Annotated in this window: 19 protein-coding genes, 7 pseudogenes and 1 other annotated feature; of the genes and pseudogenes, 10 read left to right on the top strand and 16 right to left on the bottom strand. The window is 60.2% G+C overall.

Features of this window, described 5'->3' with window-relative positions:
* Positions 1–717: TCP-1/cpn60 chaperonin family protein (locus AC0L24_RS29165; RefSeq protein ID WP_473564575.1), on the top strand; the 717-nt coding region annotated here is incomplete at its 5' end.
* Positions 718–1,536: 819 nt separating this feature from the next.
* On the opposite strand, the gene AC0L24_RS29160 is transcribed toward AC0L24_RS29165, so the two are convergent.
* Both AC0L24_RS29160 and AC0L24_RS29155 read right to left on the bottom strand, forming a co-directional pair.
* Positions 1,537–1,737 carry a hypothetical protein gene (locus tag AC0L24_RS29160; protein WP_473564574.1) on the bottom strand — a complete coding sequence of 67 codons (201 nt, stop codon included), beginning with the start codon at positions 1,735–1,737 and terminating at the stop codon, positions 1,537–1,539.
* Between the two features lie 137 nt (positions 1,738–1,874).
* The gene (locus tag AC0L24_RS29155) at positions 1,875–2,066 is read right to left on the bottom strand and encodes a hypothetical protein (protein ID WP_473564573.1); all 192 of its coding nucleotides are present in this window, start codon (positions 2,064–2,066) and stop codon (positions 1,875–1,877) included.
* 758 nt (positions 2,067–2,824) lie between these two features.
* Between AC0L24_RS29155 and AC0L24_RS29150 the strand changes: the two are divergent.
* Positions 2,825–3,350, top strand: a pseudogene (locus AC0L24_RS29150) (transposase); the annotation flags it as partial.
* Positions 3,108–3,221, top strand: a sequence feature (AL1L pseudoknot). (Overlaps the previous pseudogene by 114 nt.)
* On the opposite strand, the pseudogene AC0L24_RS29145 reads toward AC0L24_RS29150, so the two are convergent.
* Positions 3,340–3,585: pseudogene (locus AC0L24_RS29145) on the bottom strand (helix-turn-helix domain-containing protein); the annotation flags it as partial. The pseudogenes AC0L24_RS29150 and AC0L24_RS29145 sit on opposite strands and share 11 nt — an antisense overlap.
* 4 nt (positions 3,586–3,589) lie before the next feature.
* Between AC0L24_RS29145 and AC0L24_RS29140 the strand changes: the two are divergent.
* From AC0L24_RS29140 to AC0L24_RS29120, 5 genes and pseudogenes are all read left to right on the top strand, one after another.
* Positions 3,590–4,648: pseudogene (locus AC0L24_RS29140) on the top strand (IS30 family transposase); the annotation flags it as partial.
* Between the two features lie 4 nt (positions 4,649–4,652).
* Positions 4,653–4,954: pseudogene (locus tag AC0L24_RS29135) on the top strand (integrase core domain-containing protein); the annotation flags it as partial.
* A 396-nt stretch (positions 4,955–5,350) separates the two neighbouring features.
* Positions 5,351–6,709, top strand: a complete 1,359-nt coding sequence (locus AC0L24_RS29130; protein WP_473564572.1) for a M16 family metallopeptidase — start codon at positions 5,351–5,353, stop codon at positions 6,707–6,709.
* A 1-nt stretch (position 6,710) separates the two neighbouring features.
* Complete coding sequence (locus AC0L24_RS29125; RefSeq protein WP_473564571.1) at positions 6,711–8,099, top strand: M16 family metallopeptidase; 1,389 nt, start codon at positions 6,711–6,713, stop codon at positions 8,097–8,099.
* A gap of 80 nt (positions 8,100–8,179) precedes the next feature.
* Complete coding sequence (locus tag AC0L24_RS29120; RefSeq protein ID WP_473564570.1) at positions 8,180–8,338, top strand: hypothetical protein; 159 nt, start codon at positions 8,180–8,182, stop codon at positions 8,336–8,338.
* Between the two features lie 456 nt (positions 8,339–8,794).
* Here the strand turns inward: AC0L24_RS29120 and tnpC are convergent.
* From tnpC to AC0L24_RS29090, 6 genes and pseudogenes are all read right to left on the bottom strand, one after another.
* A pseudogene (gene tnpC / locus AC0L24_RS29115) lies at positions 8,795–10,269 on the bottom strand (IS66 family transposase).
* A 109-nt stretch (positions 10,270–10,378) separates the two neighbouring features.
* A pseudogene (tnpB, locus tag AC0L24_RS29110) lies at positions 10,379–10,699 on the bottom strand (IS66 family insertion sequence element accessory protein TnpB).
* Positions 10,700–10,725: 26 nt separating this feature from the next.
* On the bottom strand, positions 10,726–11,172 hold the full coding sequence (tnpA, locus tag AC0L24_RS29105) for an IS66-like element accessory protein TnpA (protein ID WP_140762215.1): 447 nt from the start codon (positions 11,170–11,172) through the stop codon (positions 10,726–10,728).
* Between the two features lie 721 nt (positions 11,173–11,893).
* Entirely contained in the window at positions 11,894–13,672 is a 1,779-nt protein-coding gene (locus AC0L24_RS29100) for a hypothetical protein (RefSeq protein WP_473564569.1), read from the bottom strand.
* A 262-nt stretch (positions 13,673–13,934) separates the two neighbouring features.
* Complete coding sequence (locus tag AC0L24_RS29095) at positions 13,935–15,134, bottom strand: IS256 family transposase (protein WP_473564568.1); 1,200 nt, start codon at positions 15,132–15,134, stop codon at positions 13,935–13,937.
* Between the two features lie 571 nt (positions 15,135–15,705).
* Complete coding sequence (locus AC0L24_RS29090; RefSeq protein ID WP_473564567.1) at positions 15,706–16,872, bottom strand: IS110 family RNA-guided transposase; 1,167 nt, start codon at positions 16,870–16,872, stop codon at positions 15,706–15,708.
* 535 nt (positions 16,873–17,407) lie between these two features.
* On the opposite strand from AC0L24_RS29090, the pseudogene AC0L24_RS29085 reads away from it, so the two are divergent.
* Positions 17,408–17,992 (top strand): annotated as a pseudogene (locus tag AC0L24_RS29085) (transposase family protein); the annotation flags it as partial.
* Positions 17,993–18,162: 170 nt separating this feature from the next.
* On the opposite strand, the gene AC0L24_RS29080 reads toward AC0L24_RS29085, so the two are convergent.
* The 7 genes from AC0L24_RS29080 to AC0L24_RS29050 all read right to left on the bottom strand — a co-directional run bounded on the left by AC0L24_RS29080 (position 18,163) and on the right by AC0L24_RS29050 (position 25,098).
* Positions 18,163–20,001 (bottom strand): secretin N-terminal domain-containing protein, encoded by a 1,839-nt coding sequence (locus AC0L24_RS29080; RefSeq protein WP_473564566.1) that lies wholly within the window; start codon positions 19,999–20,001, stop codon positions 18,163–18,165.
* A gap of 337 nt (positions 20,002–20,338) precedes the next feature.
* A complete protein-coding gene (locus tag AC0L24_RS29075) occupies positions 20,339–20,803 on the bottom strand; it encodes a hypothetical protein (protein WP_473564565.1) in 465 nt (154 codons plus the stop codon).
* A gap of 111 nt (positions 20,804–20,914) precedes the next feature.
* Complete coding sequence (locus tag AC0L24_RS29070; RefSeq protein WP_473564564.1) at positions 20,915–21,790, bottom strand: hypothetical protein; 876 nt, start codon at positions 21,788–21,790, stop codon at positions 20,915–20,917.
* Positions 21,791–21,836: 46 nt separating this feature from the next.
* A complete protein-coding gene (sctE, locus tag AC0L24_RS29065) occupies positions 21,837–22,853 on the bottom strand; it encodes a type III secretion system translocon subunit SseC family protein (RefSeq protein WP_473564563.1) in 1,017 nt (338 codons plus the stop codon).
* Positions 22,846–23,340, bottom strand: coding sequence for a SycD/LcrH family type III secretion system chaperone (locus AC0L24_RS29060; protein ID WP_473564562.1), 495 nt, complete (start codon positions 23,338–23,340; stop codon positions 22,846–22,848). The genes sctE and AC0L24_RS29060 overlap by 8 nt, the downstream gene beginning before the upstream one ends.
* A 46-nt stretch (positions 23,341–23,386) precedes the next feature.
* A complete protein-coding gene (locus AC0L24_RS29055; protein WP_473564561.1) occupies positions 23,387–24,118 on the bottom strand; it encodes a type III secretion system chaperone in 732 nt (243 codons plus the stop codon).
* A gap of 635 nt (positions 24,119–24,753) precedes the next feature.
* Positions 24,754–25,098: a hypothetical protein gene (locus AC0L24_RS29050; protein ID WP_473564560.1), complete on the bottom strand. Its 345-nt coding sequence runs from the start codon at positions 25,096–25,098 to the stop codon at positions 24,754–24,756.
* A gap of 17 nt (positions 25,099–25,115) precedes the next feature.
* Here AC0L24_RS29050 and sctI point away from each other — a divergent pair, with 17 nt between their 5' ends.
* Together sctI and sctJ are read left to right on the top strand one after the other, a co-directional pair.
* Complete coding sequence (gene sctI / locus AC0L24_RS29045) at positions 25,116–25,529, top strand: type III secretion system inner rod subunit SctI (protein WP_473564559.1); 414 nt, start codon at positions 25,116–25,118, stop codon at positions 25,527–25,529.
* A gap of 23 nt (positions 25,530–25,552) precedes the next feature.
* A complete protein-coding gene (sctJ, locus tag AC0L24_RS29040) occupies positions 25,553–26,317 on the top strand; it encodes a type III secretion system inner membrane ring lipoprotein SctJ (protein WP_473564558.1) in 765 nt (254 codons plus the stop codon).
* Positions 26,318–26,319 lie beyond the last annotated feature (2 nt).

The raw sequence follows: 26,319 nt of genomic DNA, 5'->3' as shown, positions 1-26,319 counted from the left end.
CTCAACATGCTCGGCCGCGCCAAGAAGGTGTCGATCTCCAAGGAGAACACCACCATCGTCGACGGCGCCGGCAAGAAAGAAGAGATCCAGGGCCGCGTCGCCCAGATCAAGCAGCAGATCGAAGAGACCACCTCGGACTACGACAAGGAGAAGCTGCAGGAACGTCTCGCCAAGCTGGCGGGCGGCGTTGCGGTGATCCGCGTCGGCGGCGCGACGGAAGTCGAAGTCAAGGAAAAGAAGGACCGCGTTGACGATGCGCTGAACGCGACCCGCGCGGCCGTCGAAGAAGGCATCGTTCCCGGCGGAGGCGTCGCACTGCTGCGCGCTTCGCTGAGCATCAACGCTGTTGGCGTCAACTCCGACCAGTCCGCGGGCATCGCCATCGTGCGTCGCGCGCTGCAGGCTCCGGCCCGCCAGATCGCGGCCAACGCTGGTGCGGAAGCTTCGATCGTTGCCGGCAAGATCCTCGACAACAAGGGCGCGACCTTCGGCTACAACGCACAGACCGGCGAGTATGGCGACATGATCGCCATGGGCATCGTCGACCCGGTCAAGGTCGTGCGCACGGCTCTCCAGGACGCGGCCTCGGTCGCTGGCCTGCTCGTCACCACCGAAGCCATGATCGCGGAGGCTCCGAAGAAGGAGTCGGCTGGCGGCGGCATGCCTGGCGGCATGGGCGGCGGCGGCATGGGCGGCATGGGCGGTATGGATTTCTAATCCATGCACCTCACAATCTTGAGGGCGGCAGCGATGCCGCCCTTTTCCTTGAAGTCGATCCGGCCGAAAATGTTCGGCACGTATACCGACCATATAGCCGTAGTAGCGCTGGTCATGAAAGCAGGACTAGAAGCGAGCGCGGGCACGGATGCGGCGGAGAAGCCGCTGGCCTCGTGGCTTCGAAGACAATCAACGATTCGAACCCTCTCATGAGCATGAGGGAGCGGTGGCGAAAACGTGCTCGGCCTAGATAATATTCGCACCTCCCCAAGTCGCCTAGAGCATGAGGCAGCAGCGGCCCCTTGCCGTCGAGATCAAACAGAAGCGTGGGCTCGTGAAGCGGCCACTCATCCGGCATCGACCTGACTGCCATCCCGAACGATAGCGGTCGCAGCGGTGGCCAGAACCACCATCGGAATAGCATCCGGCCTTCTTTCATCCCGAAGAAGGGTTGAGCGACCACTCCGTTTCGCCAACGCGAATGCGGCAACTCCATTGATCGCGGCAATTCGGATTGGCGGGGGCGCAGCACTGATATATGCAATGATTATGGAAAAATGGGCATTCGCCCCGCAGCGCCAAGCAGCGGTCTCATTCGGACAGACGAAGTGCCTGGTGGACCGAGCAGGATCGGCAGCAACCCACGCCGAACCGTCCCGATAGAGTTCACAGTCATACATCAGGGTCCGTGGAACGCTGTTTCCCCATATCTCAGCCAGCCCATTGACCCTTGGCAGCGCATCTGAAACGCCGGCAGCGACAACTCGACGGCTCTCCGCGGAGGCCGTCGGGCAGTAGAGCCGAAACCGTCGCGGCTCCTCACCCGTTCGGCCGTTCCGTCGTACAAGGGGGTCGCGTAGCGCGAAAGCTGCTCAGGCGACCGTTCCTGATCTCGGCCGGATCGACGCCGCCATGGGACAGGAAGGCAGGCAAATGGCTGGAAAAAGCGTTCGGCCGCAACCCGGCGTCGATCACCAGGAACCTGGCGCGGGCGCGGCGGAACTGCTGGGCGGCGGCCATTCCGGAATAGCTGCCGCCGATGACAATAGGCGCAGCGAAATTCCGAGTTTGTGAGCGATAGGCCTCGGACTCCCATTCGATTGCAGACTCGGCTCATGCCTTGACGGGCGTTCATGATTGCCACCTTGGAGATCGCCTCAGAAGCGACGCCCAAGCGGAAACATTAGCACATCCGCGTTTTGGCTCGGCTGCTTGAACTCCTCGCCGGCAACTGCCTCAATTAGCAAATCCAAGGCTTCGCGACCCCTCCGGCTCATCGGGTCATCACCTCGCAGATAATGATACGCTCGATCTAGATGCACTCGCGCGGCGGAAAAATCGCTTGTCATTTTACCCTCTCAGTTGCCGCCCGCGTTAGCCGTCTACGAGGTGAGGGTCGCGCAATCGTCAATTTCCTTGGACGTATTTGATTTAAATCGCAGATGATCCATGGAGTAGCCAAACACCGGTTGTATGCGAGAGCCCCTGATTGCGTCACCCTGGCCCGGTTGACCCTGCAATAGGGTTACCACAAGCCTTGCCAATGTGTCCCTAGCATCATCCATAAGCCGTCCCGAGTTTCTGACCTGTCGAGCCATGGCACGCGCAGGCTTGCGGCGGCAATCAGCCGGATGGCGAAGATCGCGGCGAAGGCGGCAGCAAATCGGAAGCAGACTGCCGTTTGTGCGGTCGGGCATTGATTCCTAGATAGGAAATTCCGCCATTACATCTCGCTGATGGGACAGCTTGCGAACGCAAATGCAGCGTGCCCTCTTGACTGACACCCTAAACAGCGAAATCGTCATCCAGTGACCCATGAACGCAATAACGTCGGCACATTGTCCGGGACATATGGGTTAGTCCCGGCGCCAAGAGACCTATGTGGTCGCTCTTCTCGCCGAATAGAAGCTGAGGAATGCCGCGCAGTTAACGGCTCGTTAATCATGCGGGGCGTAGCCAAGAAGCGTCACATCACCTACCCAATCACATGTGACCTTAAAGACCCGGCACCCAGATTGTGCCGAGTCTTTTTGTTAGGGTAGCCTGATCCAATTGAGTGAACCGCCCCGGGTTGATCGGAGGCTCCAACTCCTGAGAAGGTGGAGCCATGACAAGCAAGACGACCAACAAGTTCTCTCCCGAGGTCCGGACTCGCGCGGTTCGGCTGGTTTTGGATCACGAAGGCGAGCATACGTCGCGGTGGGCTGCGGTCTCGCCGATCGCCGCCAAGATGTGGCTGCACGGCGCAGACGCTGCATGAGTGGTGAAGAAGGCCGAGCGCGACAGTGGCGTGCGAGTCGGGTGCCTACGGATGTTGCGACGAAGCTGAAGGCACTGGAACGTGAGAACCGTGAGCTTCGACAGGCCAATGAGATCCTGCGCAAGGCGAGCGCGTATTTTGCCCAGGCGGAGCTCGACCGCCGGTTCAGGCCATGATCGCGTTCATCGACGATCACCGCCAGACGCACGGGGTCGAGCCGATTTGCAAGGTGCCGATCGCCCCGTCGACCTACCACGACCATGTCGCGAAGCGGGCTGATCCCACCAAACTATCGGCTCGCGCGAAATCCGACGCCGCCTTGAAGGACGAGGTCCGACGCGTGTTCGAGGCTAACTTCCGCGTCTACGGCGTGTCGACGCGGATCGGCCAAGTCGGCGTCCGATCTCGCGTCTCGAAAGACCCTGAACGCGAAGAAGTGCGATCTCCTCGCGTTCTGCAAATGAGAGGTACCGCTCTGATGGCGGCTTGGTTGAAGATCTGAACATCACTGGTGCCATGCCGCCCGCCCGTCGGAACAATCTGGTTCCGACAGGCTGCGACATACCAGCCGCCAATGCAGCATCCTCGCTGGTCATTCCCTCCGCGATCCCTATCTCCCGTGAACTGCGACGTAACGCGGCGACGCGGAGCGGCAACCTGGACTACCGTGCCAGCACCGCGCAGTGGCATGCCGATCGGGCGGCCAAGCGACCGAGCTGGGGCAAGCTCGTTAACAACCCGGTGCTGCGCGACTACGTCCAGGAGCGGCTCGTCGGCAAGATCAGCACAGCTGACGGTCGGCTTCAGCGGTCCGGATGTGCTATGGAAGGGACGCCGCGCCATTCATCGCCAAAGCCGGCGCTGGGCGACCTCCTGGAGTCCGGAGCAGATCGCGAACCGGCTTCGGCTCGACTTCCCCGAGGACCTGACCATGCGCATCAGCCACGAGGCGATCTATCAGGCGCTCTATATCCAGGGGCGTGGAGCCCTGCGACGGAAACTCACCGCCTGTCTGCGATCAGGCCGGGCGCTGCGGATGCCACGAGAGCGGGCCCGGCGTCGTGGCAAGGCCTTCCTAGACGAGGCGATCATGATAAGCGAGCGGCCGCCGGAGATCAGCGACCGCGCCGTGCCCGGGCACTGGGAGGGCGATCTAATCCTCGCCTCGGCAGTTCCGCGATCGACACGCTTGTCGAACGTACGACGCGCTTCACTCTGTTGCTGTACCTGCCGCGAATGGAAGGCCATGGACAGGGTAAGACCATAAGGAACGGACCGGCCTTGGCAGGACACGGAGCAGAAGCGGTGCGGGACGCCATCACACGATCGATTACCACGTCTTCCCGACTATCTACGCCAGTCGCTCACATGGGATCAGGGCGCGGAAATGGCCCAGCATGCCCGGCTAAAGATCGAAACGGGCCTGCAGATTTATTTCTGTAATCCTCAAAGCCCTTGGCAGCGCGGCACGAATGAGAACACGAACGGCTTGCTGCGACAGTACTTCCCTAGGGCACCGATCTCAGCCAGCACGGTGCCGACGAACTCGATGCGGTCGCGCATGCGCTCAACACCAGACCCCGCAAGACGCTTGGATGGAAAACTCCCGCAGAAGCGCTCGACCAAGTCCTGGCAAATGGTAAGATCGAGACTGTTGCGACGACCGATTGAATCCGCTCAATACGTCTCTATCAGATACACCGAGCGCTGGGCGGAGGCTGGCGTCGAACCTTCGGTGGGCAGTGTCGGCGACAGCTACGACAATGCTCTCGCCGAAACGATCAACGCCTTTACAAGGCCGAGGTGATCCATCGACGCGGACCATGGCGCTCGTTCGAGGCCGTCGAGTTCGCGACGCTGGAATGGGTCAACTGGTTCAACAATCGCCGGGTACTGGAGCCCATCGGCAACATCCCGCCGGCCGAAGCCGAGGAACGCTACTACGCCATGCTCGAAGAGCCGGCCATGGCAGCGTGACTCAAACGAAACGGCCTCCGGCAAACCCGGAGCGGTTCAGTGTCAGATGTCCGACAATGTCGGATACGCAACACACAGAGTCTGATCAATCACATTGCCGAAACGGTTTTCTCATTTGGCACGGTGCGTGCGTGGTCATCGCAAACACATACGAAGCCAGGAGAGTCGTTGCATGATACCCCACCAAAAAATGCCGCCCCACCTTTCCACGACGCATTCAAAGATAACGCTCGAGTCGGGCCTGGCAGCATGCTGAGGGCTCATCTGGCCCGGCGCTGCCCACCTATCCACTTTCTCCCAGTGAGGGCGACGAGAACGCAGCACCTTCAAAATGAGGGACAACTCACTTCGCCTCGAACCTTGCCCATTGCCCGGTCACCACAACCGAAGCCATCGATGAATCTTCGGTCTGGCTGGCTGCGCGGGACACTTTTTGCGACCGCGCTGTCGTTTGTGACCACCGCCGCTCCGGTTCTGGCGGCCACCAATGACATCAAGGCAGCGAAGTTCCTGCTCGAGAACGGCATGGAGGTGGTTGTCATTCCGGATCACCGCGCGCCCATCGTCACCCACATGATCTGGTACAAGGTCGGCAGCGCCGACGAGCCCCCTGGCAAGTCCGGCATCGCACATTTCCTCGAGCATCTGATGTTCAAAGGGACGGCCAATCACGGCGCCGGCGAGTTGGACCGCGCGGTGTCCGAGATCGGGGGCTCTCTCAACGCCTTCACCTCTTACGATTTTACCGCCTTCTACGAAATAGTGCCGCCTTCGGCACTTGAGCAGATGATGGGCTACGAGGCTGATCGCATGCGCAATCTCACCCTCACAGACAACGTCATCAAAACGGAGCGGGACGTGGTCCGCGAAGAGCGTCGCTCGAGGGTCGACAACAATCCGCAGGCGCTTCTCGATGAGGAGGTCGTCACGGCGCTCTGGCAGAGCCAACCTTACCGGATCCCGGTGATCGGCTGGATGCACGAGATCGAGAAGTTGAATCGCAGCGACGCCGTCACGTTTTATTACAAATACTACTGGCCGAGCAACGCCGTGCTGGTGGTGGCAGGCGACGTTGACCCCGAGGCCGTGAAGGCGCTGGCCGAGAAGACCTATGGCAACATCCCGCGTGGACCGGAGCTGCCGCCGCGTGAGCGCGCCTCTGAGCCGGTGCAGAACACCAAGCGCACATTGACGCTGAGCGACGACCGCGTTTCGGTCCCCCTCTTCTCCAGACATTGGGTGGTGCCGTCCTATCGCACCGCCGAGCCCGGCGAAGCCGAGGCGCTGGACCTGCTGGCACAGATTCTCGCCGGCGGCAACCGCAGTCGGCTGAACCAGGAGCTCGTTGTCAAGCAGGGCATAGCCGCGGAGGTCAGCGCTGATTTCGAGGGCACCATGCTGGATGCCAGCCACTTCAGCATCCACGGCTCACCGCGCGGCGACGCCAAGCTGGCCGATGTCCAGGCGGCGGTCGAGGTCGAGGTCGCCCGCATCGCCAAGGACGGCGTCACATTAGGCGAGTTGGAGAAGGCCAAGGATCGTTACGTCCGCTCGATGATCTTCGCCCGCGACGAGCAGAGTTCTATCGCCGACATGTATGGCGCAACGCTTGCCACAGGCGGCAATGTAAAAGACGTCGAGGAATGGCCGGACCGCGTCCGCAAGGTCACCGCCGATCAGGTTAAGGCCGTTGCCGCCCGCTACCTCGCGTCCGACCATTCGACCACCGGCTATCTCCTGCCCAAGGAAAATTGATATGATGACGAACCTCTACCGCAGGGCCATTCCACAAGCATTGCCCTCTCCTTTTGGACAGGGCCGGCGCCTCGCCTCCTCTCTGGCTGTGCTTTGCCTTGCTATTTTGTTCCTCGTCCTCCCGGCACTTACCGCTCGGGCTGCCCTGAACATCCAGGAGGTGAAATCTGAAAAGGGGATCACCGCCTGGCTGGTGGAAGACCATACGCTGCCGATCATCACGCTCCAGTTCGTATTTGACGGCGGTACCAGCCAAGACCCGGCCGGTAAGGAGGGGCTTGCCAATCTGATGACCGGCTTGTTCGACGAAGGCGCAGGCGATTACGGCGGCGACTCCTTTCAGGTGCGGCTCGACGATGCCGGCGCTCAGGTGAGCTTCAAAGCGCGGCGTGATGGCATCTATGGCTCGGTGCGCATGCTTACCCTGCGCCGGGACGCCGCTTTCGATCTTATCAGGCTCGCGTTGAACAGGCCCCGCTTCGATCAGGAACCCTTTGACCGAATCCGTGCTCAGCTTCTCTCCGGCATCATCGCCAACGAGCGCGAACCTCACGCGATCGGCGTGGATGCCTGGCGACGCAGGATCTATGGCGCACACCCGTATTCGAGGCCGCCCAAGGGCACCAAGGAAAGCCTGGCGCGCATAACGCCCGCCGATCTAAGCGCCTTCCACAAGGCCGCTTTCGCCCGCGGCGGGCTGCACGTCGCGGTCGTGGGCGACATAGATGCCAAGTCCCTGAGTGCAAGGCTCGACGAGTTGTTCGGCGATTTGCCCCCGAAACAGACGCTTGCGACGGTACCTGATGTCACCCCGAAGCTTGGCTGGTCGACCTTGGTCGCCTACGCCTTACCCCAGACTTCGCTCCACCTGGCTTTTCCCGGCATCGGACGCAGCGACCCGGAATTCTATGCCGCGCAGCTGATAAACGACATACTGGGTGGTTCGCCATTTACCTCACGGCTGTTCCAGGAAGTGCGCGAAAAGCGTGGCCTTGCCTACGATGTCTCCTCTAGCTTGGAAACGTACGAGCATTCCAACTCGCTTGTGGTGACCACCTCGACGCGCGCCGACAGGGCGACCGAGACGCTCGACCTGATAAGACAAGTAATCAAGGAGCTGGTGGACACAGGGCCAACAGCGGCGGAGCTGGAGGCGACCAAGAAGTATCTGATCGGCGCCTACGCTATTCAGAATCTGGGTTCCTCGAGATCCATTTCAGCCACGCTTCTCGCGTTGCAGCTTGACAAACTTGGCATAGATTACGTTCAGCGCCGCCCGGCCCTCATCCAACAAGTGACGCTCGACCAGGTCAGGGCAGCGGCGAAGAAGCTGCTTTCGGCCGAGCCCGCCATTTTGGGTGTTGGCCCCGGGCTTGCCGGTGGCCCATGAATAATCTCGCTCTACAAGTCGCTACGGTCAGGCGGGTTCCTCCGAGGCCGCAAAGATCCGCCACAAAAAAGAGGAATCACATGCGTATCCCGCTGCTCAGCATCAGCGGCTACGACGCACGCTCGATTCCGGAGGAGCAGCGTCCGGCGACTGACGGGCAAGGGTATGTCTTCCCTTACAACGCCTCGACAACGGGAGATCAGCCGAAACCGCCTTCCGACGAGCCTGCCGCGACTTGAAAATCGATAGCTTTGCCGATGCAGGGGAAAAATGGTCAGCATGTTCCTAACGCAATAGCACCGAGCCTTGCAATTTCGGTGACGCTGTACCTGATCGCCATATTAGCCGTTGGATCTTTCCGACTAGGGACTACTAAAATGAACCCCCCGGCTGCAGTATCTGCACAGCCCACTGTTGCTCAAAACGAAAGCAAGCCCATCGCATTGGTCGCACCAATTGCCCAAGCACCTGAGCAAGATAAAAAACCAGCAATAACCAACGAGCCGAAGGCTCGCGGAGCAGGTCGTGTCTCTGCCGCACGGCACCAAGCGCGACCTGCTGGCCCTGGTCAAGAAAATGGTTGCGCTCGATCGGGCGGCAGACGGAGCGAATAAGCACCAAAGCTGATTGATCCCGCACCGATCATTGTTGTCGAATAAGTAGCCCTCGGGAGCGTTGTTCGGTAACCGCTGTTCTCAGGCCACGGCCTTGAGTGGTGCGGGGGTGTAGGCCCAGGGCAGCAGGTCGTCGATCTGGCTTTGCGGATGGCCGGCGACGATGCGGGTGATGACGTCGGTGAGGTAGGCGTACGGGTCGAGGCCGTTGAGTTTCGCGGTTTCTACGAGCGAGGCGATCGTCGCCCAGTGCTCTCCACCGCCGTCGGAACCGGCGAAGAGCGCATTCTTCCGATTGAGGGCGATTGGCCTGATCGAGCGTTCGACGACGTTGGAGTCGATCTCGACGCGGCCGTCGTCGAGGAAGCGACCAAGCCCAGCCCAGCGCGACAGCGGGTAGCGGATTGCTTCGGCGAGCTTGCTCTTCTGGCTAACCAGGGCGAGCTTCTCGCGCAGCCATGGCTGAAGGGTATCGATGACGGGGCGGCTTCTCTCCTGGCGGGCGGCGCGCCGCTCTTCGGGCGAGCGTCCCCGTATCTCGCTCTCAATCCTGTAGAGCTCGGCGATGCGCTGGAGCGCCTCTGTGGCGATCGGTGCGGGTCCGGACTGGGCCAGTTCGTAGAACCGGCGACGGACATGCGCCCAGCAGAACGCCAGGCGGCATTGCGCTCGGCCAACGCCCGGTATCCGGCGTAGCCGTCGACTTCCAGGATTCCGAGGAAGCCCTGAAGGTGCCGCAGTGGCTGTTCGGCCTTGCGGTCGGGCGCATAGAGATAGGCGACGCCGGGCGGATCGACCCCGCCCCAGGGGCGATCGTCGCGCGCATAGGCGAACAGCTGGCCCGTCTTGGTTCGGCCGCGGCCGGGATCGAGCACCGGCGCCGTGGTCTCGTCGGCGAAGAGCTTGCCGGACGCCTTCAGCCGCTCGAACAGCCGCTCGTGGATGGGCCGGAGCAGGAAGGCTGCCTTGCCGACCCAGTCGGCGAGCGTGGACCGATCCAGATTGATGCCCTGGCGCGCGTAGATCTGGGACTGGCGATATAGGGGAAGATGGTCGGCGTACTTGGCCACCAGCACATGAGCGACAGTCGCTTCGGTTGGGATGCCGCCCTCGACGAGCCGCGACGGAGCCGGCGCCTGCACTACAATCTCCTCGCAGCTCCGGCAAGCATACTTCGGTCGGCGCGTGACGATCACGCGGAACTGCGCCGGTACGATGTCGAGGCGCTCGGAACGATCCTCGCCCATGACGTGCAGCATCCCCTTGCAGCACGGGCAGATATTGTCGGGGATGTCGATGACCTGCTCGATACGCGGCAGGTGCGCGGGCAGTGAACCGCGGTTGGCGCGGCGCTTACTGGCGCGAGCCTCGCGCTTGGCAGGATCGGCGGCGTCCTGCGCCGCGAAGCCCTCGGCCTCGACCTGCTCGGCCTCTTCAAGACCCAGCAGCAGCTGGTCAACGGGCAGGCTCTCTGCCCTGCGGCCGAAGCGGTGACGTTGCAGCTCCTTGATGATCTGACGCAGCCGCTCGTTCTCGGCGCGCTCCACCGCGAGCATCGCCTGAAGCGCGATCGGATCGTTGGTCTGAGGCTCGGCCGGGTTGCTCACAAAGCCGAATCAATCATGTATTCCAATACTTTGCCAGCGCGTCTAGCCGCCTATGGAATCAACTTGCCGCGACCGGCGCGCGCGTCTCGCGGGCGTCATGCACGCGCCGCCAATCCAACCCTGCTAGGAGCGCCTGCAATTGCGCCGCCGACAACCTCACCACGCCATCGGTGATGGCAGGCCAGCAGAACTTCCCGTCCTCCAGACGCTTCGCCAGCAGGCAAACGCCGGTGCCGTCGAAGTACACCAGCTTGACCGGCGCGCTTGGCCCTGAAGACGTAGACCGCGCCAGAGAACGGATCGGCGCCCATCGTCTCGCGCACCAGCGCCGCCAGGCCCTCGGCCCCTTGCGGAAGTCCACCGGCTTCGTCGCGACCATCACCTTGACCACACCCGTCGGCCCGATCACGACGGCGCCTTCAGCGCACGGATCACCGCCGCCACCGTCCTGGTGTCGGCGCCACGACCGACCCGCATGGCGACACCGTCAATCTCCAGTTCGATCACGCCGGCTTCTCGCGCGGCCTTCCGCTTCCGCGTCGATCTCGCACGCTTCCCCGCCGGTTCGGGCTCCGGTGCCGCGACCACTGCTGGAACAAACAACGGCTCAGGTCCCGGCGCATTCGCCAACGGTACCCGCGCGGACCGGCGCCAGGCGAACAACTGCTGCGGGGACAATGCATATCGCCGGGCCACTGCGCTCACGGTCTCGCCGGCATCGTAGCTTTCCGCCACGATCCGCGCCTTCTCCTCCGGCAACCATTCGCGCCGTCGGCCGGCACCCGTGAACACCTCGAAACGTCGCGCCGGCTCAGAATCCTTGGACTTAAGCGTAAGCTCTGAAATCGTCATGTGTCGAAGCCCTCAAAGGCTCCGAACATCGCTGCTCACGACCACGCGCGAAAGGTGGTGCCGGAACAGCGCTCACGTTGTTCGCGCTGTTTTGTGCCATCTTACGGAGACACGTTGCTTCGCATGGCGTGCAGGCGTCGACCGGCTATCGGTGGAATTGTCATGAAAAAGGCTGTCGTAAGGGTGGTCTGTGCGGGGAGCCTGGCCATCGATTGACGCTGCGCAGCCCCGGCGGTTGCCACGGAGTGATCGGCACCTCCGATCCGATGGTTGCGGGGTAGGCCGCTTGTGTCGTTCCTGTATTGACTTGCGGCGCTATAGTTGCTCGCGCGGCAACGACAGTCGAGGCCGTATAGCGGAATGACAGCCTCTGGCGTCTAAAAAGAGAATGGCGGACGTTCATCTTGAGGGGAATAGTGTACTGCCAGAATGGCCCGCCCCATAAAATGGAACGGGACTCATGCCTGACCAAAGATCCATCGCGCAGATCATGTCGAGGATCGACGCGCAGGCTATCCGCCGTGGTGGACTTTACGAAGGCGACGCGGCGGCTCGCGCCAGGTGCCTGCCGGCAATCGGCCGGGCGATGTACCTGACGCGAATGGCTCGCTGCGCATCACCTGGAGCAAGGTGGCGGGGCGAACACGCGACGGGCAGATCTGGACGCCCCTTCACCACGCCGTTCAATAAGCCTTGAAGGTCATCCGTGAGCCCTCACTAACTAGGGCAATAATGCTGCCAGGGCGCGAGCCCGATACTCCGGCTCGTCAATTCGGTCGGCAAGGGCAGCGAAGCGCCGTTGTAGATCGGGGGTAACCTCTGCCAAGCTTTGCCGAAGGCCTTCAAGACCTCTTGCGAGATACTCGGGGGCGATGCTCTTGGCCAATGTAACGATGCCATGCTGCACTTCGGGCGCAAGCCGTGGTAGGCCGGCTCCGAGGCCCCGTAAGGCCGAGGCGCGATTGGCGTCGTCAAGTCGCTCGGCACGGACGATTAGTCGCTTCTGCAGATCGGGCGAAAGCCTCGCCACGCCGGCTCCAAAGACCTCGAGGACCGAGGCGCAATCCTCCGGATCGAGCCTCTCGACCTGGCCGACGAGACTCTGCTGCAACTCGCGCGCAAAATCAGTGATACCCGTTACGAGCGCGCTGAGGGCCAAGGCGCGATGGTATGGTTCGTCAATGCGGTTGGCGACGTTCAGGAGACGCTGCTGTAGCTTTCGCGCAAGCCTTGCCACGCCTGTTCCGAAGCCGCGTAGGGCCGAGGCGCAATGCTCCGGGTGCTCGAGACTCTCAGCGAGGCCGACGAGGCGCTCCTGGAGAGCGAACGGAAGCTCTGCGACACCAACTGAAAGGGCTTCTAGAGCTCGGGAGCGATTTAAGGGGTCAAGTCTCTCGGCAAGGTCGATGACAGCATCCGGCAAATCGCCCGAAAGCCTTGCCACGCCGGCTCCAAGGCCCTCGATGAACCCGGCGCGATGCGGGTCGTCGAGCCTCTCGACGTGACCGACGAGGACCTGCTGCAACTCGGGCTCAAAACCAGTGATACCTGTTCCGAGCGCGCTGAGGGCCAAGGCGCGATACTCCGGTTCGTTAATGCGGTGGGCGACGGCCAGGAGACGCTGCTGTTGCTCTGGCGCAAGCCTTGCCACGCCTGTTCCGAAGCCGCGTAGGATTAGGACGCAATCTTCGGGATCTTCATGTTGCTCGGCGAAGACGACGAGACGCTCCTTCAACTCAGGCGCAAGCCTTGCCACGCCGGCTGCGAGGCCCCATACGGCTGTAGCGCGATTTGCATTTTCAAGTTTCTCGGCGACCACCACAAGACGCTGCCGCAGCTCGGGCGAAAGCTCTGCTATTCCGGCGCCAAGGCCCCATAGTGCCGAGCCGCGATCCTCTGGCGCGTCAAATTTCTCGGCGACAATGACGAGACGCTTCTGCAGCTCAGGCGGGAGGCTAGCCAAGTCCGCTCCGATCTCCTCCAGGGCCGAGTTGCGCATATCAGGGTCGTCATGCTTCTCGACTAGTTCGACGAGAGCATCCTTCTGGTTATTTAGGAGGCAATTGAAATTGCGCGCCAGTGGTTGGATCACGCCGGAATACATCACCCCAGTCAAGGGACTTGCTCCCGGTTGCTGTAACCTTCCCCAGATGCCCTGGACTCGGGCAGCCCGTTGACGACTTTCTTGATATGCCGGAAGTGGCTGGACGAAATCACGCAGCTCAGGACCTAATTGCGCCAAGCTCAGCAGATCGATCGGATCAAGCCTCTCAGCTGTGTCACCTTGTTCAAACAGTAGAGAAAGGATACTGCTGGGTTGCTCCTCCCTGGTGCGTGGGCCTTGAAACTCAGAGCGCGTCTGCGGCACCACAGAACTGGATGCTCCGCCGGCTTCTTCAAACCGCGCAAGCGGCCCGGTGGGAGGATCGTCCATTGTATCAAGGTCGATGGCACTAAACAACCGCATGGGGGCCTTGCCACGCACGTCAATGTTCCTCATGATTCACCTCCAACGGATCAACGACTATTATGCCCAGCGGGAACCACGGCCAGCGGGTGCATGATTTGTGCTCACATCCTGATGTGCAAATAATGCGCCACTTGAACGACTTTATTGTGTGCAAGGCCGCTGCTGATGAACCTGTGCCGAAGACATCCGGTTACCTCGCGGAAGGTCGGTGGCATCTTTTCTCGATCGTGTCCCTGGGAGTGGTGTAGCTGACGGCTTTGGTCGCCGTGCTCTCCGGCATTGGCCGGGCTGATCAGCGCGCCACGGCTGGCAAGCTGATCAGAGGATCATCGCTCATCTGCGACATCGTTTCCAGTGTCATGTATCTTGCGCGCTGGACGGCCCATTCGTCGTTCTGTTCGAGCAGCAGGGCGCCGACGAGGCGGGTGATGGCATCCTCGTTGGGAAAAATGCCAACGACCTCTGTGCGCCGCTTGATCTCGCCGTTGAGGCGCTCGATCGGGTTGGTGCTGTGCAGCTTGGCGCGATGCTCCTTCGGGAAGGTCATGTAGGCCAGCACGTCGGGCTCGGCGTCGTCCATGATTGTCGCCAGCTTCGGCACCTTCGGCCGGATCTGGTCGGCGACGGCGCGCCATTGAGTGCTTGCGGCTTCTGGCGTCTCCTGGGCGAAAGCGGTGGCGATGAAGGCGGAGACAACCCTGCGGCCGCTCTTGCCGGCATGGGCCAAGACGTTCCGCATGAAGTGGACGCGGCACCTCTGCCATGTCGCGCTGAGCACCTTGGTGACGGCGGCCTTGAGGCCTTCATGGGCGTCGGAGACGACGAGCTTGACGCCGCGCAAGCCTCGGCGCGTCAGCTTGCGCAGGAACTCCGTCCAGATCGGCTCGGCCTCGGAGGTGCCGATCTCCATGCCCAGAACCTCGCGCCGGCCGTCCGCGTTGACGCCGACGGCGATGATGACGGCGACCGAGACGATGCGACCGCCGCGGCGCACCTTCAGGTAGGTGGCGTCGATCCACAGGTATGGCCAGTCGCCTTCGATCGGCCGCTCGAGAAAGGCCTTCACCTTGCCGTCGATCTCCTCGCACAGCCGCGAGACCTGGCTCTTGGAGATGCCGCTCATGCCCATGGCTTTGACCAGGTCGTCGACCGAGCGCGTCGAGATACCCTGGACATAGGCCTCCTGGATGACCGCCGTCAGCGCCTTCTCGGCCATGCGGCGCGGTTCCAGAAAGCCTGGGAAGTAGGAGCCTTTCCTCAGCTTGGGGATGCGCAGCTCGACGGTGCCGGCCCGCGTCTCCCAATCCCGCTCGCGGTAGCCGTTGCGTTGAGCCAGCCGCAACGGGGTCTTCTCGCCATAGCCGGCGCCGGTGGCGGCCCCAACCTCCAGTTCCATCAGCCGCTCGGCGGCAAAGCCGATCATCTCGCGCAAGAGATCGGCATCGGGTGTCTTCTCTACAAGCGCGCGCAGGTTCATCATGTCGTCGGTCATCGGTAGTCCTTCCGGTCAAAGGTTGGTGTCGCAACCAGGCCCTACCGGAAAGCGCCGATGACCACCGCAAAGCCGCTCGCTCGCTTGTATGGGCTAATCTTTGTCAAGGTGATCTTTCAGTCGTTCCGTCTCCTTGTTCGGACTGTGGCGCCCCATTTGTTCCTGCTTTGGCTCCGGGGTTCATTGGGGCGCCGCGCGCAGTGACGGTCAAGGGTGGGCCTTTGGCCATCGCGAAGCGACTTGCCCTTGATGGTCACGAGCACGGCGGCAGCGTTACATTGAGCCGGCAGGTGCCTGTTCGTAGAGGTCTATAACTTGCAAACCGAGGGGAGCTCGCCATCCGGCGCCGTAAACGCGCCGCAAGCTTGTATGCGGTTGATCCTCGCGGATCAAAAACCATGATGCAGCCATACGCATCGGCGGCGAAGCTCCGGGCGGTGGGCCCATTCTACAGCGCGGCGTCGTAAGCCATGTGAGCGGCCGGGATCACCACCACCTCGGATCGTTATCGGCAGATGCTATTGCAGCTGCCAAACTTCAATGCTCGTCCTGTCGAACGCTCCTCCATGCTTTATACCGGACGCAGGGCTACTCCCGTCGGGATCTCGCCGGTCGTGACAAGTCGCCAGAAGGCAATCAGTAGCTTGCGCGCCAAAGCCACGATCATTGTCTTGCGCGTACCGCCACGGCCATCGGCCGTTCTCGCGCAAAACCAGTGCGCCAGCGCGCTGTCCTTTTGGAATTGGAGGAACCGCCAAGCCAGTAGGATCATGCCGTAGCGGACGCGAGCGTTGCCGGCCCGCGCAAGACCTTTCTCGCGCCTGCGTTGGCCGCTCTCATCCGGCGCCCCGGTAAGTCCGGCATAGCGGGCGACGGCTCTCCGATCACGCAGGCCGCGTGAGAGAATCTCATTCACCAGCATGTCCGCAGTCTCGATACCGACACCGATGATCCGCGCAAGAAGGCGAACCATCGCGAGCGGACCCTTCTCCGTGTCCGGAACCACCGAGAGCTGCCGCAACCGCTCCTGTTCGATCTCGTGGATTTGTTCACGCAACAGGTGAAGCCGTCCGAGATTACGGCGCAACTCGGCTCGGCTTCGTTCCGGTAGGGGCATACCTTCCGCCGTATGCAGAGCCTCCAGTTTCTCGGCAGCTTTGCGCAGATTGGGTTTGAAGGCGCGAATGCCGAAGCGAGCGAGGATTGCCTTTATGCGGTTGACGATCCGTGTACGTTCGCGGACGAGATTGTCTCGTTCACGGTTCGGACGGCGGGCTTCCTCCTCATTGATGGTTGGGATGGCTGCCATGCTGCAGTGGCGCTTCTCGCCCCGCAGCCAGCCAAGAAAGGCGCGCATCAGCAGTTCGGTATCGAGGCGATCGGTCTTGGCACGCCGATGTTCACGGGAAACCGCGACGCTCGATGGATGTATGACATAAGCTTCGACAGCGCGCGCCTGGAGCCAGCGCGCCAACCAAAAGCAGTCGCGTCCAGCCTCATAGGCGACAACGATGCGCCGGACTTCACGCCCGGCTTGGATGGCTTCGCTGCGCCAGCGGCGCAACAGCCTGAACACCTCATCCGGGTCGGCATCGAGCTTCTTGAGAGGGTTACGTTCAAAGCCAGGGACCGTCGCAGCAATGAGCCACTTTGTCTGGCTCATCTCAATCACTGCGACCAACGTGCTGTCCTGATCAAGGGCGGTAAGGGATTTGCTTGCATCAAAGGATGGTGACATGGGGCGCTCCTTAGGTAGCTGCTCAACAGCGTCGAGGGTGCTGCCGCCGCCCATAGCATCTACAGCGCTATCGAGGGCGCGCTCGCGAGCAGCTTTTGCTGCCGACGAGCTACACCACATACGGGGACACGACCCTTTTCTCCGTCCGAAAGCGGACAGCCGAATGCCAACGGATTTGTAGCAACGTTTATCGCGGCTCCATAAATCATGTCGAATATTCCGCACGAAAAGCAGATAATCGGACATGGTTCACGATTAACGCTACGCCCTATCAATATATTTGGCCAGCCTCCTTTCTGCCGGGGGCGTTCAGCGTTTTCGATCGAGGAAGCTGAGCAAGCCATTGGGTGTGTCGGGCGGGGCTTTCCTCAATGCTGCTAAGCGCCTGCAGCGCCGGAAACTACCGGTGCGCGAAAATCGATGAGGAGAGTGAAACAGACGGGAGCGCTTAGCTTTCGTATTTCCAGATAACCCGCCGACCCGGCTGGCCAAGCCGGCCGACTTCCGCGCGGTGATCGTCCGACACCGGCGTGGGGACCAGCGCCAGCGTGAACGCGGCAGGAAGGTCTACTCCCTGCATGCTCCCGAGGTCGACTGCATCGGCAGGTGGCAAGGCCCACAAGCCCTATGAATTCGACGTCAAGGTCTCGGTCGCCACGCCGCTGTATCGCAGCCGCGACGGCCAGTTCGTCGCCCATATCACGGTGCTGCGGGCAGTCCCTGTGACGGCCACACGCTGGCCACCATTCTTTCCCGCATCGAGAACTCGATCGGCGCCAACCTCGCCAAAATGGCCGCCGATGCCGGCGATCGCGGCCACAACGCCCCGAAGGATAAAACCTTCAAGGCCGATGTCGCCGGCTACTAAGCGCGGCCTCACCAAGGCCGTAAAACGGGCGCTACAACGCCAGGCCGCCATCGAACCCGTCATCCAAGAACGACCACTGCTTGGGCCGCAACTTTTGGGCCTTGTCACAGGGCGATGCCAACAACGCCGGTGCTTGCCGCCGTCGACTACAACTTCAGCCTCCTGCTCAATTGGCTGAGGCTATTGTGCGCCTGGTTCCTGGCAATGCTCACAACCCTCCTAACGCCACCACTCTGGCCGCTATCAGCCTGAATTCCCTCCCTCAGTGGGGACAAAGCGCTCCAACGAAGATCACTTTCACGGTTGACGCGAAAATCGCTTTCTTCACGGACGACTACACAGTCACTAAATCAGCTGCGGCAACACGGCTTCGCCCCACAATCCAGCACCCGAGCCAATGAAAAAACCACCGCCGGCCCACGTCAGCCGCTCCCATTTCGCTGTCTGCCCGACGGTTGCGGCTGAGCTGACGGCGTTAGCCGGCGGCCCATATCGGGGGCTAGCGACTCGAGCTTTTCGCGCAGCTCCTCCGTCAGCGCCCTTGCTTCGGCGTCACTGTCAACCACCCGCGGATTAAGCAATATCAAAAGCTCAGTTCGTTCCTTGGCGAATTCGGTGCTGCCGAACAGTCCGCCCAAAAGCGGAATGTCCTTCAGCACAGGAACCCCAGAATTGGCTTGGTTAGTGCTATCTTGCATCAATCCGCCGATTGCGATCGTGTCGCCGTTTCGGGTCAATACGGTACTCTGGAGGCGGCGCACCGAGATTACTGGGGATTGAACATTGGTAAGCGTGTTCCTGTTGCCAGTGCTGACCTCCTGAAACGTGTCGAGTGTTATACTACCACCGGCACCGATTCTGGGCGTAACAGCCAAGATCACCCCTGTGTCGCGCATCTCGACGTCGCTCACGATCGGTGAGTTCTCGCTTACGGTGGATTGCGATGATCGGACGAGGATCGGGACCTGATCGCCCACCTGGATCGTGGCGGTTTGATTGTCGACCGCAAGAATGCGCGGCGCGGAGACAACCTTGACCTCTCCAAGCGCGCTTAGCCCATGTAACACAATGTTGAGGTCCGTCCCGGGAAACACATAGGATAGACCGCTTGGAACTGCGCCCAGGCCCCTAGTGGAGAGAAGATAGTCCACGCCGTAGCGCAGACTGTCATTCAGCCGCACCTCGGCGATGATGGCTTGGATGAGAACCTGCCGAGGCCTGACGTCGAGTTGACGGATCGCGGCCTCAACGATCTTGTAGTCGTGCGGTGCTGCGAGTACTATGAGTGCGTTCCGTCCGGGGTCCGCCTGGATCTGCACCGGCGCCGAGAGGCCAAGACGGTTCGCTGACATCACCGGCTCCTCCACTGAATGCGTTCTCGAGGGGGTCGCATCTGGCATTTCGGCCGGCAGACCTGGCGCATTGACCGGCGGGCTGGCTTGATTGGATACGCCACTTCCCAGCGATAAGTTGCCGAACATTCCCGCGGGCTGTGCAGGCGGGACAGCACTGGGCGCCTCAGCGACGAAAGTTTGCGCCAGCACATGCGCCGCTTCCGTAGCCCGCCGGTAGAGCAGTGGACGCACGTGAATGTTTGCAGTCGCCTCCGACGCACTATCCAGTTTAGCGATCGCCTGGCGGACTTGCTTGAGAGCTGCAGGATTTTCTGCCACAACGAGGATACCATTCAGTCGCTCTAGCGCCGCAAATTGGATAAGCTCTCTCTCTTGGCCATTTTGCGTAAACAACAGACTGAGTTCTCGCTCAATTTCGGCCGGGCTCGCTTGAAACAGCGTATACAGCGCGAATGACTTGTGAAGCATGGCGTCGGTATCAAAGAGGTCGACCAGTTCCCGCACAGAACTCAGCGATCCGGGAGGGCCACTGACAACAATGCCTCTCCCTCCGGGCGCTAGCGTGAGACGCACACCCTCCTGCAAGTTCGGTCGGACTACCCCGATGATCTCAGCCGGGTCAACATACCGCACCGGAATAACTTGTACGCTGCTCTGGATGCCGCCCGCGAGGTCAGCCAAGCGCCCCACCCGCACTCCTTGATCATCCGCAGCCAGTCCATAGCCGTGCGGTGCAAGGGCTTTGTCCAGAAGCCGCGGCACCTCACTCGCGGGCACCTGGCGAGCTGTATGAAGGGTCATTCTCCCTCCAACGCCAGGATCGATCACAACGGCCATGCTCATGATATCACCTACGATATCCTGCACCACCTGGCGAATGTCGGCATTCGCATAGTCAAGGCTCACCCGCCTGCTATCCGACACCACCGGCAGCTTCCGCTCCCCTGTGATTGCCACTGGCTGGGCTTGCCTCTGCCCAAGCACTTCAAAGCCGTTAGTCTGCGGTTCCCGACGTTTTCGCAAAGAGGCGAAGTCAGGCGGGACGAAAAGCGGCCTATTCAGCAAAACCCCGCGCTCGGCAGTCGCACCACTGCCGTTGCACCCCCCTAAAGGTGACAGCAACCAGAAGAGGCAAAGAAATACAGTAGTTCTGCCTGCAATAGCCAGATGCTCATCCTTTTCGGTGACAAACTACAATGCCGCTTGATTCCTAGGCCAGGAGCCTCAGCCTTGCATCCGCTCTTTACCTGATATTGGCGATTATGTTCTCTTTGGCTTTGTCAGACTTTGCCAACAAACTGGTCGCCAACTCAAGGCAATGCTTTACTTTGTCCATCAAGGACTGCAGGCGGATCAAATCCAGCTGCGACTCGCTATTTACCGAATCGATGCGCGCTTTGAGATTCGAGATGGCAGCATCGAACTCCGACTGAATGCCGGCGGCATCGTTTCCGAACTGCTCGATTGGGATGCCGTTTTCGAGCATCCACTGATGGACCTCTTGGGTCTTGCCCTGCCCGTCGACAAATGTGCCATAATTTGTGAGTGCCTTGTCGTCAGGCGGCCGGTTGGCGCGTAGCGCGGCGAGAGCGGAGTTAGCAGTTGTCAGCCAATCGGTTCGCTTCCGCATCTCGTCGAATTCGTCTCTAACTTGATTCTCGAGACAATAATATCGCTCGATCTGGAGCAGCAGTGCCAACCCGTCCAAGCTACCCCCACTCCCGAAATTATCGGACACGTCGCGATAAAGCTGAGTTGAGAGGCTCACGTATGAGATTGTCACTGACCTTTTCCTTTGTAGATCTAACTTGTCCTGCTCTCATCCCATATTGGCGATCCTGCTCCTCGTTTCAGCGTCCGCGCGTCTCATGTCGGAAAACTTTTCCAGAATATCCTGGATCATCTTTTCATATACCAATTTGAATTCAGTTTCGTCCTCGGCGCGAGAGCGCATCTTGGTACCCTCCGCTTCCAGATTTGCCTTTTTCTCCTGCTCACTGGTTGCCCCCATTTTGAAGATGGCACCTGGGATCTTACCGAACTCGGTCATGCCCGTGGCGAGGCCGCTCCAGGTCATGGTGGTCTGTTGGGCGACCTGCTGGGCTATGTAGATCCCAGTCAGGTCAAAGGAGGGCGGCTGGCTAACCTCCGGAGATTGTTCTACGGCCAGCTTAGTATCAGCCCGAAAACCCGTTTCGTGGCTGAGCTCATCGAAGCGAGTCTGTGCTTTGCTCGCGCCCATAATACCCAGGCTCGCACCGACTATCCCGAAGGCAGAGATTGTGAGCGTGCTGAGCAGATCAAATTCTCCAGCAGCGCGGAGCGCCTTGGCAGCAGCTTCCTGTGCGGCAATATCGCAGTCACGCGCGGCCTGCCGGTCCAGTCTTGCAGATTCCCGGAACTTCAAATTGAGGCTGTGCAGCAACTGAAAAACTAGATATGTATCGACCGAGGCGAGCCGTGCTCCCAGAGCGGTTTCGGCACCAATGTTTTGGACGACGCTGTCTGCCAGCATCGGCGAACCGCTCAATGTCAGCTTGGAAAGATCGGCTGGTGTTGTTGTCAGTTCGCCGTAGCTAACTCCCATGCCACTAGACGTCACGGACATAGGCAAAATGGGCCGATGTTCATCCAAATCGCCGTCCGGCAGACGAGGGCCGCGACTGTCGGTTGCTTGTACGACGGTGTGTAGCATGCATACTCTCCTAGACTTGGTAGATTTGGACAGCTATTATCGCTCGTCAGCCGATGTGCCGTATGACGGTTGACGCGGATCGACTCTGCTCCTCGATGACTTCGACAACTCTTTGCGTCATGGTCTTGACGCCGAGGACCAATTCCTGGATGTGGGCCATTTCGTCCTCTTGAAGCCGGGCCAGCTTAGCGAGGAATTTCCTCATATCCAGCGTCTCCGCCTTGACGTCCGTCGCCTGCTTCTTGATTATTCCGCTTGCAGCTCCTGCTAAGAACTCGGCTACTGAAGCAGTACCTTCGCCCGCCCAAGCCGCTGTCGCAACGCGCTGACTTGCCATAGCGATCTTCGCCACCTTATCGCCCTGGCTTGTGATCTTCGTGGCAATGCTCGTCACCGCATTCCACCCACCAGACACAGCACCGGCACCCAAGCTTGCCAGCGCAGAAGCAAGGAAGATGAAAGCCGTAATGACAGTGGCCCAAGACTCGGCCTGACCCTGCGCCATCCCCAGGTCTTCGATCAGGCTCTTCGCAATGGCCTGCGTCATCTTTTCGACGACCCCTGTCTCGGTCAGGATCCCCACGGTCACTGCCACTGCTGCGGCCGCAAAGGCGAAACCCCCGCCGGTGAACGCTGCCGCTACCACCGACAGCGCGACCGCAATCCATCCAAATATCCTCATGGCGGCCGAACTCTTCTTCGCTTCCCTCAACTTCTCCGCCGCATCGACAATTTTTCGGGCGATTTTCTCGTTCTCCTGCTTCTGCAGTTCACCCCGGAGCCGCACATCCTCCATACCCGCGGCAGCCTGGGCGTCGGCCATCTTTATCTTGAGGGCTAGAAACTTCGTGGCCAGTTCCATCGCGTCAAAGGCCCGTGGTGGGGGCAACATTGGCGCCGCATCCATCACCGGAGCACCGACATCCACTGGCGGCAGCGCATGTTCTGCGCCCGATTTGCTGGAACCGACCGAAAAATTGCGGTTGGGTGCGTCGATCTTAGTTGGCACCGTGGGTTTAAGTCGCATTCCAGCGATCGGTTCCGTCATGCTCACCTTAGGCATCGCAGGCTCCTTTACACGCTGCTTCGGACCTGAGCTGGCGCAGCATCAGCGACGCGCGCTGAGCGAAAGCCTTATGCTGCGGCTTTCCACCGCTAAGCTCCAATACACTCTCAAGCGCGCTCACAGCGGCCGCCCGCTGGCCGAGCTTGATGAGGCATTTCGCAGCGCGAAGCGGAATCTGCGGATCCTCCCCATTCAGCAGCGCAGCCAGCCCATATGCACGCACGGCATTTGCCGCTTCGCCGGACATTTGACTGGCAGCACCCAATCCGAACCAAAATCTCGAGTCCATGTACCGGTGCATACAGAGAAAACGAAAGAAGATCAGCGCATCGCCATATCTACCAGAGGAATAGAACCGATGGCCGAGCGCGTAGACTGCCTCGAGTTCGTCATCCGTCATCCCAATGACAGCGGCCAAATCGGTACGCCCTGCGATGATTTCTTCGGTAAGCCGCGCTAGCCGGCCGGCCTCAGTAATGTCCACTTCGCCACTGCCCCTTACTAGCCTCTCTACCTTCTGCATCGCCGCCTTAGACCCACTGCCGTACTGGTTTGACGCGCGGCGCACGTACTGGCTGCAGATTGGACGTGAGAGTCATGCTATCGCTCAGAACCGCCTGCCGCTCACATGTGTACGCTTGCTGAAAACTCTCGTCTTGAGCCTTAACAAATGCGGAAAGGGCATCGCCGGTCATGGCATAGTCGCCCAAGAGCTCAGCTTGGCGGTCGAGTTGTTCCCGCCCTTTTCTCAAGAAGCTCTCCACCTGCGCGATCGTTTGCCGCGCACTCATCATCGTCCCGTCCAGATCTTTGCCATCCATACGTCCACGCGTGGACTCGCAAGCGTTGTGGCAACTGACATCGGGCCCGCGCGCGCAGTTTTGATCCTTGGAGAGCAGCGACTCGTTGATTTTGCGATGGTGGTGGCAAATTCCATTCCAATAAATCGCTGCGTTGCAAAATGACGCCATTTGTTTGCTTACAACCGCCCGATCGCAATCGACGTGATCAATGTCAGCCCAAAGCAGCAGAGCACCGCCTCGATCGGCACAGAGCGCCACCGGGACAGAAACACAGTAGAGCAGGTTCTCTCCGAGCAAGTCACGGATCTCCAGTTCATTATCCGGCACTGTCTTTGCAATCCTGCTGGTTAATCGCACTGATCGTTCGCCTGTCGCCTCCATGACGATCCCGACACCGTCGACCGTGAGCTCAATGCGCTTCACAGCCACGGACAAGGCGCAAGGAGTATCTGAATTCATCAACAGAGACTCCAAAGCCACTGCCAGGACATCGTCTGCCAATGCTGGTGCCACCCTCGCTTTCCCTTCTTCCTCAAGCCGGGAGCCTTGCCCATACGGCTTGATGGCGTCTGCGTCCCCGGTTCCCAAGCCCTTGAAACGCCAGAGGCCACCGGTATCTCTGACCAAATACCCAAAATAAAATAGAACGACCAATATTATTTGGATATGTATATATCAGCAGGCATGATGGCATTGGAGCATCAACTGATATGAATAGGACGAACACGCTCTCGTATATCCAAAAAGTATGGACACATATCGCCTTTCTATTTGCGCTTGAAACTCTATTGAACAACATTGGCATGAGAAACACCATGTCTTCCAGCGTGCCAAGTCGGTCGGCAAAATCCTTTGTTGACGTGGGCTGTCGCGTCTGGATAGCGCCCGGGTGCAAATTGAGGATGAAAGCGGTATGCCGGTCATTGCGGGAGCGATTTGAAGAAGCTGTAGTCGCGTTCAAATCGGTCCGTAGCAGATGGCATGGTCATCGGAAGATGACGCGCGTCTTAGCCAGAGAAGGGAAATTCGATATCCGCATGTCTCGTTCGTGTACATCTGTGCCCTCCGAGAGTCGCACTGAAATGGGGGGCGGCTTACGGCGCAATCTTGCCGAAGCGGCATTCTTGGCTTGCATTTCGAACGACGTAGTGCGGGCCAGGCGAATTGCGAAAGGACTTGACGCTCTTGCGCCGGGCAGCAGGGAGTCCGTTATCGCTTACGCCGTTGCGGATCTGACGGTAGGAGATATCGAGGCAGCGCTGGAGCAACTCCGTCCGCTTTCGGAAACCAACGACGCATATGGGTTGGCGTTCAGCGCGCTGGCTCTCCATCTGGCCAGACGGCTCAGCGAGCGCGATGCCGTACTCAGGCTGGTTCCGGGTGGAGAACCCGATGTGGATGGACTCGTCGCCGCTATTGGCAAGAATTCGATTGGACATGTGAAGAGGGACTTCTGGTGAACGTGAACAGCATCAGCCCAGCGGCGTTGACATCCGTTTTGCCAACGGACACTGCATTCGTATCGGAAATATCGACTGAACCCCTGGACCCATTTCGCGCCGAATTCAATCGGCCCGAATTGCCGCCAAAGCATGAAAGGTCTGCGATCGACCAGTCGACCCAAGTGGCGCGTGGATCTGGCGTCGCCCGCACGCCGGGAGACGTCATCCTCAGCAGCATGGAGAAGCTAAGCGCCCGCTTTACCCACGCCATCGAAGCCACTCGTAGCACAGCGGGTATGGAAGAAATCCACTCAGGCGATTGGCTGAACGCACAGCTTGAGATTTCAGTTTTGTCCATACAGTGCGACTTAACAGCCAAGGTGGTCGGCAAAGCCACACAAAGCCTGGATACTTTCCTGAAAAACTGAATGATCTGAGCTGGTGGACGGGTGTGACCTTCGTATCGAAGCGGCTGTCGGCAATTCTCTTGTTGTTGACGCTGGCGAGCTGCGAATCGAAGCTCGAGCTGTACCGCAACCTTCCAGCGCAGGAAGCGAACGAAATGCTCGCACTGCTCATGAGTCAAGGCATCTATGCCGAAAAAACGACGGACAACAGCGGCACTGCCACGTTGTCAGTAGATATTAAGGATGTTCCCACAGCCATGCAACTGTTGAACGGCGCCGGACTGCCACACGACCTCTACGCCGATATGGGCAGTCTTTTCAAGAAAGAAGGTATGATCTCATCGCCAACAGAAGAACGCGTGCGCTACATTTATGGCATCACACAGGAGCTGTCGCGGACACTGTCTATCTTCGATGGTGTGCTCAATGCCCGGGTCCATGTGGTGTTGTCACCCGACGAGACGAGTGACGATCGACACCCCGCCGTCCCGTCGAGCGCTGCCGTGCTTGTCCGTTACGCATCCGGCACTACCGTCAATCAGATGGTACCGAAAATCAAGGAGCTCGTCGCAAACAGCCTGGAAGCCCTATCCTATGAAAGGGTCTCCGTCGTGCTCGTAGAAGCAAGTCAGGATCAGCCTTTATTGCGTTCCGTCGATAGAACAGCCGTCGTCACGACGGAGGGTGGCGCAGCCCATCTGGTGATCGGGCTTGTATGCGTAATAGCGGTGTCGCTGTTCGGCAATGGCGTCCTCGGGTTCCTGCTATGGCGTCGCCTCCGTCAGATATCCGCCTTAGCGGCTCAATGAGA

It is taken from the genome of Mesorhizobium sp. WSM4809 (genome assembly GCF_055811655.1).
The sequence above is the reverse complement of the archived record's forward strand: the minus strand, read 5'-3'. Positions and strand labels throughout refer to the sequence as shown.